General features: G+C 63.5%; 12 protein-coding genes and 1 pseudogene. 4 read left to right on the forward strand and 9 right to left on the reverse strand.

The genetic code is table 11. The features are described 5' to 3' along the window. Positions 1-410: 410 nt before the first annotated feature. Complete coding sequence (locus ACQP2D_RS17120) at positions 411-536, reverse strand: hypothetical protein (protein ID WP_433684681.1); 126 nt, start codon at positions 534-536, stop codon at positions 411-413. 191 nt (positions 537-727) lie between these two features. Here ACQP2D_RS17120 and ACQP2D_RS17125 point away from each other — a divergent pair, with 191 nt between their 5' ends. The 3 genes from ACQP2D_RS17125 to ACQP2D_RS17135 are packed head-to-tail and all read left to right on the forward strand — an operon-like array spanning position 728 to position 2,947. Further along, positions 728-1,099, forward strand: coding sequence for an effector-associated constant component EACC1 (locus ACQP2D_RS17125; protein ID WP_433684682.1), 372 nt, complete (start codon positions 728-730; stop codon positions 1,097-1,099). Further along, positions 1,096-2,757, forward strand: a complete 1,662-nt coding sequence (locus ACQP2D_RS17130) for a caspase, EACC1-associated type (protein ID WP_433684683.1) — start codon at positions 1,096-1,098, stop codon at positions 2,755-2,757. The genes ACQP2D_RS17125 and ACQP2D_RS17130 overlap by 4 nt, the downstream gene beginning before the upstream one ends. Beyond that, positions 2,726-2,947, forward strand: a complete 222-nt coding sequence (locus tag ACQP2D_RS17135; RefSeq protein WP_433684684.1) for a hypothetical protein — start codon at positions 2,726-2,728, stop codon at positions 2,945-2,947. The genes ACQP2D_RS17130 and ACQP2D_RS17135 overlap by 32 nt, the downstream gene beginning before the upstream one ends. Before the next feature lie 150 nt (positions 2,948-3,097). On the opposite strand, the gene ACQP2D_RS17140 is transcribed toward ACQP2D_RS17135, so the two are convergent. Together ACQP2D_RS17140 and ACQP2D_RS17145 are read right to left on the reverse strand one after the other, a co-directional pair. Then, positions 3,098-3,313, reverse strand: a complete 216-nt coding sequence (locus ACQP2D_RS17140; protein WP_433684685.1) for a tetratricopeptide repeat protein — start codon at positions 3,311-3,313, stop codon at positions 3,098-3,100. Positions 3,314-3,392: 79 nt separating this feature from the next. Continuing rightward, positions 3,393-4,040, reverse strand: a pseudogene (locus ACQP2D_RS17145) (tetratricopeptide repeat protein); the annotation flags it as partial. A 474-nt stretch (positions 4,041-4,514) separates the two neighbouring features. Between ACQP2D_RS17145 and ACQP2D_RS17150 the strand changes: the two are divergent. Beyond that, positions 4,515-4,925: a hypothetical protein gene (locus ACQP2D_RS17150; protein WP_433684686.1), complete on the forward strand. Its 411-nt coding sequence runs from the start codon at positions 4,515-4,517 to the stop codon at positions 4,923-4,925. Between the two features lie 74 nt (positions 4,926-4,999). Here ACQP2D_RS17150 and ACQP2D_RS17155 read toward each other — a convergent pair whose 3' ends face one another. From ACQP2D_RS17155 to ACQP2D_RS17180, 6 genes are all read right to left on the reverse strand, one after another. Further along, positions 5,000-6,307, reverse strand: coding sequence for an acyltransferase family protein (locus ACQP2D_RS17155; protein WP_433684687.1), 1,308 nt, complete (start codon positions 6,305-6,307; stop codon positions 5,000-5,002). Between the two features lie 404 nt (positions 6,308-6,711). Then, positions 6,712-7,947, reverse strand: a complete 1,236-nt coding sequence (locus ACQP2D_RS17160; protein ID WP_433684688.1) for an FxsB family cyclophane-forming radical SAM/SPASM peptide maturase — start codon at positions 7,945-7,947, stop codon at positions 6,712-6,714. A gap of 22 nt (positions 7,948-7,969) precedes the next feature. Then, positions 7,970-9,763 (reverse strand): HEXXH motif domain-containing protein, encoded by a 1,794-nt coding sequence (locus ACQP2D_RS17165; protein WP_433684689.1) that lies wholly within the window; start codon positions 9,761-9,763, stop codon positions 7,970-7,972. A gap of 16 nt (positions 9,764-9,779) precedes the next feature. Continuing rightward, positions 9,780-11,018 carry an FxsB family cyclophane-forming radical SAM/SPASM peptide maturase gene (locus tag ACQP2D_RS17170; protein WP_433684690.1) on the reverse strand — a complete coding sequence of 413 codons (1,239 nt, stop codon included), beginning with the start codon at positions 11,016-11,018 and terminating at the stop codon, positions 9,780-9,782. Between the two features lie 67 nt (positions 11,019-11,085). Beyond that, positions 11,086-11,241, reverse strand: coding sequence for a hypothetical protein (locus ACQP2D_RS17175; RefSeq protein ID WP_433684691.1), 156 nt, complete (start codon positions 11,239-11,241; stop codon positions 11,086-11,088). 425 nt (positions 11,242-11,666) lie between these two features. Next, positions 11,667-11,846: a hypothetical protein gene (locus tag ACQP2D_RS17180; protein WP_433684692.1), complete on the reverse strand. Its 180-nt coding sequence runs from the start codon at positions 11,844-11,846 to the stop codon at positions 11,667-11,669. Between the last annotated feature and the right edge of the window lie 497 nt (positions 11,847-12,343).

Here is a 12,343-nt window from a genome sequence, read left to right on the forward strand (position 1 = left end):
GTCGCAGGTTCAAATCCTCTGTTCCCGAGGGCATCTACTTTGTGCATCCCGGATCGCCATGGGTGCTGGCGACTAACGGGAACATGAATGGCCTTCTGCGTCAGTATTTTCCGAAGACAACGGAACCTGTCGCTGCACGGCCGGACGATCTTCGCGAGTCTGGCATCGAATCAACACCGGACCCTCGGAAGTCCTCGGATGGCGAACTGCGGCCGAGGTGTTCGAAACCGAACTCCCGCTACGATCTCAGACGTCGATCAGAACGGCAGATCCGCAAGCACTTCATGATCGACTGACCGACAGTGGCGTCCAACGCGCGATAAGTAGCCGAATTCCGGATATTGCAGAACCGCGAGATGCGCCGCCTCCCCACGCGAAGCTCATGTCTTCGGACGGGACCGGAGGAAGTGTCAGGACATGCGCACAGCCGAATCACCGCCGAACAACGCATCGATCTCCTTGATCAGTGCCATGAAGCGCAGCCGACGGCGAGCATCCTGCCGCTGGTTTTCGACGCGTGTCGAAAGAGTCAACATGCCGGCGGTCGGTGGCGGCACCCTCGCCGGAGTTTCGGAAGAAGGTCGTGAAACACCCCGGTGTCCACTGAGAATCCGATGAACACGGTGTCGCTGAGGAGCGGCACCGAAATATGAGGGGTCACAGCATGTCTCGGCGATTTCGTTGGCAATCCTGGTCTGCATCCGCCTCGATCGGGCAGGATGACCGTGTGACCGACTTGGCTACAGCGCAATTGTGGATCAGGACGGCAGTGGGGGGTGACGAACTTCGATCGCTCCATGACTGGCTGCTGCATGACGATGGGCTACGTGGGCGGGTACGCCTCGTCCACTCCGACGTGGTGCCAGGGCAGATGGGCGGTGTTCTCGACGCGCTCGTCGTCGCGGTCGGCTCTGGCGGAATGGGTGCGGTTCTGGCTGGGTCACTATCCACGTGGATTTCGCAACGGCGTTCCGATGTGAAGATTACGGTGACCAACTCGGACGGCGTCGAGATCGAGTTGGACGGTAAACGCGTCGACGCCGAGACCGTTATACGAGAGGTTGGCAGGCTGCTGTCTTCGGAGGGGCCCCCACAATGAGCAGTCGTTTCCCAGATCCGGATACATCGCGGGCGGTTTTGATCGGCGCGAGCCGGTACATCAACGGGCCGGCTCTGCCCAATATCCCTGCGGTAGAGCGGAACCTGATCGATCTCGAGGCCGCACTGACCGATGCGGCGACGGGGACTTTGGCATCGCAGCATTGCACGGTGGTGTCCGAACCTACTTCCACCGCCGAGTTCGGCGGCGCGATCGCGACGGCGGCTGCCGAGGCAACTGACCTGCTTTTGATCTATTACAGCGGGCACGGCCTGGTCGATGATCGAGGAAGGCTGCACTTGGCGCTGTCTTCGACCGACCCGACTCATCCGCGGTGGACCGCGCTGCCGTTCGAGGTGCTGCGGGAGGAAATCGTGTCCAGCCCGGCGACCACCCGAGTGCTGGTGCTGGACTGTTGCTTCTCTGGCCGGGCGATCGAGGCCATGGCCGACCAGCAGGGCGTCATCACCGGCCAGATCGATGTGGCGGGCACCTACACTTTCACCTCGACAGCGGCCAACGCCCTCGCTCACGCACCCGTGGGAGCGACGCATACAGCCTTCACCGGTGCGCTGTTGGCCACATTGAGCTCTCCTGGCCCTTTGACGCTCGATGATCTCTTCCACCGTGTTGACCGTCATCTCGTGGCCAACGCGCATCCCCGGCCGCAGCGCCGCACAGTCAACGCGGCAGGCGACCTGGCGCTGTTCAAGAGTTTGTCAGTTGGCCCAGATCCCGACCAATGGTCGCCGGAACCTATGAAACCGGCACCACAGCGCAGTCCGGTACGACAAATTACAGTTCCCGGCCGCCTGCTTGTTGCGGCCTACCTCGCCGTGCTGCTCGCCGCCTCGAATGTCCTTGTCGGTGCCGACGTGTGGTTTCCGACCCATGTTCGCCCTCCGGAGTACCTAACGTTCACCCCTCCGCCCATACCGCGACTCCCGGTGAGCAGAGACATCGCCGAAGCGATGAGCAACTCCTATCGGGGGTTGGCTTGGTCTTTCACGATATACATGCTCGCCTTCGGTGCGACGACTGCGCTCGGTGAGGTGTTCGCCGACCGCGTCAGTCGCCGATTGAAGCTCGCCGCGGGAATAGCGGTTTATACCATTGGTACTGCCCTCTGCGTGTTTTCTTCGGTGGACTTCGATATTTTCATCTGGGCTCGTGCGGTACAGGCTGTAGGCGCAGGCCTGATCTATCCACAAAGCCTGGCTTACATCACCGGTCCGGTCTCTGCTGGTCAGCGACGTACCGAAACCGTCATCTGGAACGTTGCGGTTGCCATCGTGTGTGTATTGGGTCCGTTGTTCGACAACACCATCGCCGAGGTCTCATCCTGGCACTGGATCTTCTTGGGCCAAGTGCCCCTTGGGCTCCTTGCCTTTCTGCTGGTATTCGGTCGGCTGCCCGAACATCAGAAATACATTCGTGTAGATCACAGCGTCGATCTGCCCGGCTTCATCCTGATTGCAACTGGACTGCTCGCTCTTGGGCTGGGAGCGGTGATCCTCGAACTCGGTTCAGAGGTCAGCAAAGCAAGCTTTGCGCCGCTTGTGGCCGGATTCGTGCTAATCGGGGCTTTTACGGCTCGAAAGTTGTTTTCCTCAGAAATCTCAGACCATGACAAACGTCCGGAACCTCGAGCACAGTGAGATCGCCTACGACTACGGCCTGGCTCGCCGCGACGAAAACCGTTGTTGCAAGGGGGGACTCGCCGACGGCGACGACAACGTGATCGCACTTACGCTATCGGAGATCCGCCGTCTGCTGGTCGAGTTCGTGCTGACCCGACTTCATCCGGCTACGCGCTGGACAAAACCCGGCTGTCGCCCAGTGGCCTGACCCGATTTCCGGGCCCCGTCACAGTGTTCGGGTTGTGGCGCGTTAGGCCGGCCACCACTTGCGCCAACAACCTGACTCCTCCCTACGTCGAGCGCAGCAAACTCGAAAGTTATGGCGTCCCTGTAGATCACGAAAGAGGTCGGGTCCGCATCATTGGTCATTCAGGCGTAGATCGCGCAATTGAGCGAGTTTGTCGCGAGAGGTCAGGGTGTCGGGATGTTCGGGTCCGAGAAGGCGTTGCCGGTCGGTGAGATTCTGTTCGTGCAGGGTGATCGCTTCGGCCACCTGCCCGGTCGCCTCGAAGGCAAGGGCGAGGCCGTGGCGGGAATGGAGAGTGTCGGGGTGGTCGGCACCCAAGACCCGCATGAACTCGGCGAGGTTTGGTTTTGTGCAGGGTGATTGCCTCGTTGCCCCGGCCCGCCGCTCTGTATGCGTGGGCGAGGCCGTGATGGGAGTGGAGGGTGTCACGGTGGTCAGGTCCGAGGAGTCGTTGTCGGTCGGCGAGATTGGCTTCGTGCAGGGTGATCGCTTCGTCGAACCGCCCCGCTCTGTTGTAGGCGAAGGCGAGGTCGTGGCGCGAGTAGAGGGTATCGATGTGGTCGGGGCCGATGAGACGTTCGCGGTCAACAAGGGTCCGCTCGAACAGCGGGATCGCCTCGACCAGTCGTCCTACCCACTCGTAAGCGAGAGCAAGGCCGTGGCGGGAGTGGAGAGTGTCGGGGTGGTCGATACCTAGGACCCGCTCGCGGTCGGCAATAGTCTGTTCGAACAGTGGGATCGCTTTGTCAGCCAGGCCCGCCACCTTGTAAGCGTAGGCAAGGCCGTGGCGGGAGTGGAGAGTGTTGGGGTGATGCGGCCCGAAGAGTCGTTGCCGGTCGGCGAGATTGGTTTCGTGCAAGGTGATCGCTTCAGCAATCCTCCCCACCGCCTCGTAGGCAAAGGCAAGGCTATGGCGGTACCCAAGTGTGTCGGGGTGGTCGGGGCCGAGTATGCGCCCGCTATCGGTGAGGATCTGCTCGTACAGTGCTATGGCCTCGCTGGTTCGCCCCATCCACCAGTAAGCGAGCGCGAGCGTAGAGAACACCACTGACACGGCCGCTCTCAAACCCTCGCGGCATGAACAATCTCAACCGGTCCACAGAATTTGACAATTGCTCCCTTGCAACATGTTTCGCTCCCTCCAGTTCCCTCCGGCGGATATTGGAAGAGGGGTGCGAGGGTCACTTACGCCTCCGCCGACGGGCTGCGTCCCGGCGTCTGCGCTCGCCTTCGAAGAACGAGGACCACGTTTCGTGGTGAGCGTGAGCACCAGCTACCTGCGCACCTATGACGACTATGCAGACGGCTCCTACGTCCGAGAAGCGCTGGCCGACTGGGTCGCTGACCTGCTCCGAGAACGGTGAAGACGGCCCTCGACTCTCTCATGCGGCAACGACCCCTGCGGGGAAGCGGATGAAGTTACCGAATCCGGTAGTGGCGTAGTGGATACAGCTCTCACGCCGCGAACTGGTTGTGAGCCGGGGGGATCTGGGGGCGGCGGGTGGGCATGCGGGGTTACGCTGGATGAGTGAACGCCCTGCTGCGGCTGCTGCTCGGGTCGGGGCGGTTGCCAGAGGATCTGCGTGCGTCCCTGGTTGCCTCCGATGATGTTGTGTTCTTGGAGGAGGGTTTGACCGGTTCGGTCACCCGTCGCTTTGTCCGCTCATCCGGTCGTCTTGTCGAGTGGGAGCGGCAGGCGGTCTCAGGTGCGATCGCTGTCACTGTCGGCCGACGGGTGCTGGTGTGGGCGGGCCGGTTCAAACACATCGATGTGCCGATGACGCATCCGCTTTGGGCGGCAATCGAGTTCAGCATCGACCGACCGAACCGAGTGTGCTTCACCTACAACCCGGCGGCGACCGATCCGGGGCAGTCGGGACGGGTGGAAGTGCGATTGAAAACGTCGCAGGTGAAGCAACTCGCTCGGCTGGTCACGTGATCAGTGTGAAGCCAGCTTCCGGTTGCCTGGCAAGGTGACTCGGCGAGATCCGACCGAGCTGCCGGCGGCTCAGGTCATCCGGTCCGCGCGGATGACGGGTTGTAGTTATCGGGTGGGGTGATTCGCCGGGTCGTGGTGAGCAGTGCGGCGGCGAGGACAACAGTAAGCGTGGCGAGACCAGCCATCCCGTATGGCGAAAGGCCATAGCGCCAGAGCGCGAAAATGCCCGCCGCAGCTAGCAGTGAGCCTGCAAGGACCGGCAGTGTCGCGGTGCGGGCGGCGTATCGGGCGCAGAACGCGTCCCACCGACCGGTGATCCGGACGAATCCGAACAGTACGACCGCGGCCGCGACCATCCACAGCGGGCGTGCGGCCCACCAGGTGCCGGCATCGCTGGGCAGCAACACCGGAACTGCCAACGCCACTCCTGTCACGATGGCCATCGCCGGGACGTGCCAGAGGTAGATGTTCATCGACTGCGTCGCCCCGGTGGTGATCACGCGGCGGGCGCGTCCGTGCGGCTCCCAGCCGGTCAACCGCCGGGATACCAGCACCAGCGCCGCGAACTGCGTCACCGCGAGAATCGACATCGCCGTCGTCGGCGGTGCGAGATTGGAGACAGGAGCATCGGCCAGCCCGAGCATCGTGGGAAAGTACGGTCCAGGCACCACCATGACGATGAGCACGCCGATACCCGCCGCCGCGATCAGTAGTACTGTGCCGTCCCCGACGGGACCCAATGTCCCACGGGCGTAAAGGATTCCGAGCTGATGGCAGAACAGCCAGACGAATATCAGATTCCATTCGGCGAACCAGTACACCCCGCCGAAGCGAAGCAGGTCCACCGCGAATGAGCAGCCGAACAACACCACCGGTGCCAGCAACGCCGAAACATCGTGTGCGCGAACGGCAAACGGCGCGACCATGGCCGCGATCAGGAATACCGCGAGAAACCACAGCGGGCTGGCGACGATATCGGCGGCCGCCGCGGCGGCCCGTTCGGAGAAGGCATCCAGGCCGACATCGAGTGCGACGATGAAGGCGATCAGCGCGATCATCGGAGTCGTCAGCCGCCGCACCCGCAGCCCGAGGTAGTCCCCGTAAGTTCGGCCGCGGGCACGGTATCGGTCGACGATCAGGGTGTTGGCGAATCCGCCCGCAAGGAAGAACATCGGCATCACCTGCAGCGGCCAGGTCAGTACCCAGATGGGTCGCCCGTGCAGCGCCTGCTCGCCGCGAACGGCGCCATCGACCAGGATGACCCTGACCGATATCCAGTGCACGACAACCACCACCGTAATCGAGCAGACGCGCACAATATCGATAGTCCAATCGCGCTCGAGCACGTCGGACCGGGTCGCCCGGTCGGGTTGGGTCACCATGACTTCGGATTACTCGCCCCGGCTGAACGCGTGGTGAATATGTGGCGTGCAAACCGGCCTCGTATCGCCGTCGACGTGCAGATTTGTTCACGTGGCCGACGCTGATCGGCGTGCCAAGTAGGCGACACGCCGGGTGGCGGTTGCGGATCAAGGACGTAGCTGCTGCCGCTGGGCCAGCTCTGGTTGGTCCTCAAAAGCATGAGCCCTCGGCTTGGAGCTGTTCTGCTGGGAAGGGCGGGCCATCGTGTGTCCTGGATTCTGCGGTTCCGGCACCCCGCCGCCTTTGCTCGGAGGCGAGGGTATGCGCGACCGGTTCGTGCAGGGGACATGGCTTCGCCTCAGCGCCATACGAGTCGCACCCCCAGCATCCGACGATGATCAGGATCCATGCGCCCTGACAGTGGTTACCCGTGGAGTGCCGTGGCGACGTCGGCGCGCATTCGCGATTCGATGTGGCGAATCAATTTGGTCAGGTCGGCGCAATACACCGAGGGATTTCGGAAGCCGTCGCCCTCACGATATCGCGTGACGTAGTGACCACCGCCGCACACGGTGTGTATCGAGCAGGCGCGGCAGGTGTCGCTGAGCGCGTCCACGCCGATCTGGCGCGCCACGATCTCGGGTTCCAGCATTGCCCGGTCGAGCGGATTGCGTTGGCCGGCACGCAGTTTGGTCGCACCCGAGAAGGTCGCCTTCAAGTCGTCGATCTGCGCTACACTGCCGTCGGTTTCGATCACCGCTATTCGGGTGGGACCGAGGCCCCATACCTCCGATTCCACGGTCCCGCCCAGCAGCAGGTCCATGATGTTCTCGAACATTCGGATCCGCGTGTCCAGTTGCGGCGCGCCATACCAGCGGTCGAAGATCGTGATCAGCCAGTCCGCATACGGAGTGACTCCGGGATCGGCGGAAAACCCCGGGGGCGGCGTCGTCCAATTGCCCAGTGGGATCTCGAAATTGACTGCCGGGGGCTGAAACGCGAGCAGTCCTTCATAGGCCCGCAAGGGGTCGTTTGCGAGGTCGATGACGCAGAGCAGTCCGTTGAACAGATGCCGCCGATCGCCGGCCGTCAATTTCTCGAGGGCGGTAGCGACCCGGGAGTAGCTCCCGGCGCCGCGGCGGTCCCGGCGATGGCGGTCGTGACTGTGCTCATCACCGTCGAGACTGACGGTGATGCTGATGTCCCAGTCGTCGCAGATCCTCAGGAACTCGTCGTCGAGCAGCACGCCGTTGGTCTGCAGAGTGAGGGTGACAGCGGTAATCGGCTCCAGCGCCGCCCGCGCGTGCGATGCGAAATACTCGAGATCGGCATGACCCGCCATGAGTGGCTCGCCGCCGAAGAAGACGAGACTCACCGCGGGAGGGCCGAACCTGCGAACGTGATCGGCGATTATTCGGAGGGCGTCGTCGAAAACCTCCCGACGCATCGCCTTCGGCTGCTCCCGCCAACTCTGATCGGCCATTTCGTAGATGTAGCAGTAATCGCACGCCAGATTGCATCGGCTGTGAATCTTGAGGAGAAATTCCGTAAACGGAAGGGGCTCGAATCCGTTGCGCTGCAATGCGGCCACGTCGAGTCCCGTTTCGGGCCATGACTTCCGGACTGCGGGCAGCCCCAGTGCCACCGATGTCGGTTCCATTGTGTGCTCTCGATTCCTGGTTTCAGATATCGGTGCGTGGGCGGTCGGACAACCACCGCACCAGCTCGACCACGTCGGTCTCGGTGCCGTTGGACAGCAGCCGCTGGTACAGGCGCGCCGCCACCTCGGCCCGATCGTTGAGAACGCCGAAGTCGTTGTCGGGGAACAGTTCCGGCAGGCTCAAGGCCAGACCGGCCCAGAGCTGCGGGAGCAGCGGGTCGCCGCGCAGCTCCAGGGCGTACAACTCGACGGCCTCGGCTGGCTCGCCGGCCAGGTAGGCGCGAGTGCCGCGGGGCAGATCAGCGGGCGCGACGCTCGAAGCGGCGGCCGGGTCGTGCAATCTCAGCCGCACCGGAATATGTAGATCGCGGTGGCGATGCGGGATCGTCTCCTGATCCACGTACCGTACGGACGGCAGTATCGCGGGAGGTGCCGCTCGCGCGACCCACAGCTCTGCCAGCTCGGCCAGCTCGGCGTCGTTGGATGTGCGATTGCGCACCTGCCAAGAAGCGCGATGTGCTACCAGAATCTCGGCCACCGCGTCGCGCGCCTCCGTCGGCACGTCCTCATTGGCCCATGGCCGGACGCCTGCGGTCAGCGCGCTCATGAACTCCTCGCCACGCTCGGTCAGCAGGCCCGAACCTGATGCCTCCACCATCGCGGTCGCCAGTTGTGTACGCCAGCGCTCGAATTCGATGTGCGCCCGCATCGATCGGTGGCAGTCGGCGTGCCGGTGTACCCGCCAGAAGTCGGTGACCCCGAAGAAGGCGTAGATCCCGTGCATCAGACCGAGGATCGGCCGTGGATCATCGCGCCACGGCGCGTAGAAGCGACACGTCGGGTCGGGATCCACTATCAGCACCTGATCGGCGAGCATGGCGAGTTTGCTGTGCTGGACCTCGTGGATCAGCGACACCGCCATTTCACAAGAGTCCTTCGGGGCTGTGGTGTACACACAGCCGGTCCCGCTGAAGGCGGTGTGGCCGATGGTCGCCGCCACCGGTCGCGCGGTGAGCGGCGTCAGTAGCCGCAGGCAGGCACGCATCGGCGTCAGATAGCCGGGGAAGTCTCGTTGCAGCAGGTGCCAGGCCTGCGCGAAATCCTTTCGCCAAGTGCGGAATTCGTCGGTCGTGAGCCGCGGTGCCGTACCCGAGGGCAGGTCGCGGAACGGATCGAGATCATCGAGGACGACCTCCGGTTCGCCGTTCCCGCCGTGCACCCGCCGCAGCGGCAGCCACGCCGGGTCGGACTCGTCCGTCGGCGACGCCACCAGGATCGGGGCGCTGCCGTCAGCGACGATGCGTATCGCGCCATCCACCCAGGTCAGCTTGCAGTGGCCGTAGTCGCCCGCGGATCCAACCCGCGCCAACCCGATCCCGGGCAGCATGACTTCGCCGTTGCGTACGACAACCCGCATCGATCCGCTGGGCAGATTCGTGACCACGGCGGCCGCCGCCAACCAGCCGAGGTAGCCGCAGTCGGCCCACAACGGAGTTGGTTCCCGATCGTCCGAGGCGTTGCGCACACGCTGGAGCACGCGGCCGAGCCAAACTCCGGTGTGCGGGTAGACCAGCAGTGCCTCGACCGCGGCCGGATGTGACTCCTCCAGCTCGGTCAGGACCCGATAGGCATCGGAAAGGCCGGCGGCGTCGTCGATTTCCGGTTGGTGAGTGGTGACTTCGGTGATGAGCGCGCGCAGTAGTACGAGTCGTACGGTCAGCATGTCCGAAGTCAGCCGGACGACGGCTGACTCCGTGCCGTAACCAGTGAACAGCTCGGCCGCTGCATCGTCGATACCGATGGTCGGGGCGGACATGGTTGCACTCCTGTCGTCAGTGATCGGCGGCGGCGAGGTCGGTGCGGACCCGTGCTCCGATGTGGTGGATCAGCTTCGTCAGGTCGGCGCAATACACGGAGGGATTGCGGAAGCCGTTGTCGGCGCGGTACCGGTGCACGTAATGCCCGCCGCCGCAGACGCTGTGGACAGAGCATGTCCGGCAGGTTTCGCTCAGGGCGTCCGCGCCGATCTGACGAGCGACGATCGCGGGTTCCAGCAGTGCGAGGTCGAGCGGATTGCCCACCTTCGCGGTGCGCAACTTGGTGGCTCCCGCGAAGGCCGACTTCAACTCGTCGACCTGCTCCAGAGTGCCGTCGGTTTCGATCACGGCCAGCTGAATGGGGGCCAGGCCGAGTAATTCCGATGTCACGGAGCCGCCCAGCAGCAGGTCGATGATGTCATCGAAGATCCTGACCCGGGTCTCCAGCTCCGGCGCCCGGAACCAGCGATCGAACACCGGGATGAGCCAGTCGGCGTAGGGGGTAGCGGTGTTGTCGGCGGTCGACGCTGGTGGTGGTGGCGTCATCCAATTTCCGTGCGGAAGCAGAAAATCGACCGCCGGAGGTCGAAACGCCAGCAGCGCTTCGTAGGTCCGCACCGGGTCGTTGGCCACATCGATGGTGCAGAGCAGGCCGGCGAACAGGTGCCGGTTCTCGTCCGCCGTCAGTTGCGTGATCCCGGCCGCGACGCGCGTGTAGCTCCCGGCGCCCCGCCGATCCCGGCGATGCCTGTCGTTACCGCTCTCGTCGCCGTCGAGGCTGACTCCGACGCGAACATTCCAGCGCGCGCAGATGCGCAAGAACTCCAGGTCGAGCAGCATGCCATTGGTCTGCACGCCCAGCTGTACCTCGGTGATCGGCTCCAGCGATTCGCGCGCCGACCGGGCGAAGTATTCGAGATCGCGATGTCCGACCAGCAGCGGTTCGCCACCGTGGAACACCAGATCCACCGCGGGCAGCTGGAAGCGGCGAGCATGATCGGCGATCATCCGGAGGGCCTCGTCGAAAACCCTGCGGCTCATAGTCTTCGGTTGATCGCGCCAGCTCTGATCGGCCATCTCGTAGACGTAGCAATAGTCGCAGGCCAGGTTGCAACGGCTGTGGATCTTGACAACGAATTCCGTGAACGGCAGCGGCTCCCAGCCGCTGCGGCGCAGCCCGTCGACATCCAATCCATGTGCGGGCCAGGATGTTTGCACCTTTGGAACGCCCAACGGCACCGGACCGGACTCCATATTCGCTCCCTCGAGCTGCGGGAACAGCCACGGGCGCGCTGCTACCGAGTCGCCCGTGGCCGCGTGATCACTTGATGGGGTTGTTGATGAACGACTTGAACCCGCCAGGGGCCCTGTCCCGCGAACCCTTGGCGTAGCGCTCGAGGGCGGCTCGCATGGCCGGAGTGCACTGGGTGGCCAGCTCTTCCGTGTTGAGCGCGGCGAGTTCATCGAGTCTTCCCATTTACGGGACCTCCTTTTCTGTATTCCCGTACCGGCGCGACAAATTGCCAGGCGTTGCAAGAATTGATCGGCTCGACAATGCCGACAAGTGAAACGGGATATCTACCAATGGGTGACCGGTTGTCGTCCCGAGAGCGATCTTAATCGCGCGAAACGTGCGATCGCACACGCCTGTTCCCGTTGCTGGGAAGGGTATCTCGCACTTGTACAACAGCTATTCACGGCGGTGGGCGAGTGCGAGGTTCGGCATCGAGCTCAGATTTGCGGGTGGGCCGTCAGGTCGGCTCTTGGGTGTTGCATTCAACTCGAACCTGCTTTGCTTCAGAGGAATTCGGCTTGCAAGCGTGAACCGGCCAGTTTGATAGGAAAGTCGCATACCGCCCATTACGGACAATCCGCCAACCGGCCGGTAGTGCCTGCCGCATGTCAGCGCGGCGGCACGATGTGTAGGGCGATGAGCGGCCGCCAGCTCTGTGCCGCCAAGTACGCGGGTGCGCCCTCGATCATCTCGTGCAACCGATCCGCCAGTGACAGCCGGTCGGACGTCTGTTCCGCATCGGCTCGGCGCGAGTAGCTGCGGATCTCGCCCGGAACGGTCGGCGTCAAGCCGAGGGTCGTCGGGCTCGTCGAGTTCGCCCGACCGGGTTGAGACGATCCACGGCGCCATCCACGGGCCCGGAGGCCTTGCATCCACTCCTCGCCCATGCCGCAACCAACTGCTCATACGAATACCCGAGTAGACCGCACCCACATCCTTGATCGCACCGGTCGCCGACCCATGCGGCTGCCCTGCACTCGTCGCAAAGCCCCGCACCTGCCCGGCCAGTTCGCGCACATGGTCTTCGTTGACATTCGGATACGGCGCGCCGCAAATATTGAGGAAGAAGGCAACCTCGCTCGGAATTTCTCTTGCCACGCCAGATCCCCTCCCGCGGATCAGGGCACCCGCTGCCGTGCCCGCGTTCGCTGATGCTCTCGGGAACTCCCAATTCCCAACCATGGGAGTTGTGACTGCCGGGAATCCCGTTGTCTTGCAATAGGCTTCAGTCAGTCGAGTCGACGACATGTCGTCTGGCGAAGGTAATCTACGATGACTGTAGCCG

It is taken from the genome of Nocardia sp. CA-119907, from assembly GCF_050955995.1.
GTDB lineage: Bacteria > Actinomycetota > Actinomycetes > Mycobacteriales > Mycobacteriaceae > Nocardia.

Bases quoted from the DNA above. Each gene is read 5' to 3' on its own strand.
- ACQP2D_RS17120 (WP_433684681.1), bottom strand. From the start codon at position 536: ATGTTGACTCTTTCGACACGCGTCGAAAACCAGCGGCAGGATGCTCGC.
- ACQP2D_RS17130 (WP_433684683.1), top strand. From the start codon at position 1,096: ATGAGCAGTCGTTTCCCAGATCCGGATACATCGCGGGCGGTTTTGATC.
- ACQP2D_RS17135 (WP_433684684.1), top strand. From the start codon at position 2,726: ATGACAAACGTCCGGAACCTCGAGCACAGTGAGATCGCCTACGACTAC.
- ACQP2D_RS17140 (WP_433684685.1), bottom strand. From the start codon at position 3,313: ATGCGGGTCTTGGGTGCCGACCACCCCGACACTCTCCATTCCCGCCAC.
- ACQP2D_RS17155 (WP_433684687.1), bottom strand. From the start codon at position 6,307: ATGGTGACCCAACCCGACCGGGCGACCCGGTCCGACGTGCTCGAGCGC.
- ACQP2D_RS17160 (WP_433684688.1), bottom strand. From the start codon at position 7,947: ATGGAACCGACATCGGTGGCACTGGGGCTGCCCGCAGTCCGGAAGTCA.
- ACQP2D_RS17165 (WP_433684689.1), bottom strand. From the start codon at position 9,763: ATGTCCGCCCCGACCATCGGTATCGACGATGCAGCGGCCGAGCTGTTC.
- ACQP2D_RS17170 (WP_433684690.1), bottom strand. From the start codon at position 11,018: ATGGAGTCCGGTCCGGTGCCGTTGGGCGTTCCAAAGGTGCAAACATCC.
- ACQP2D_RS17175 (WP_433684691.1), bottom strand. From the start codon at position 11,241: ATGGGAAGACTCGATGAACTCGCCGCGCTCAACACGGAAGAGCTGGCC.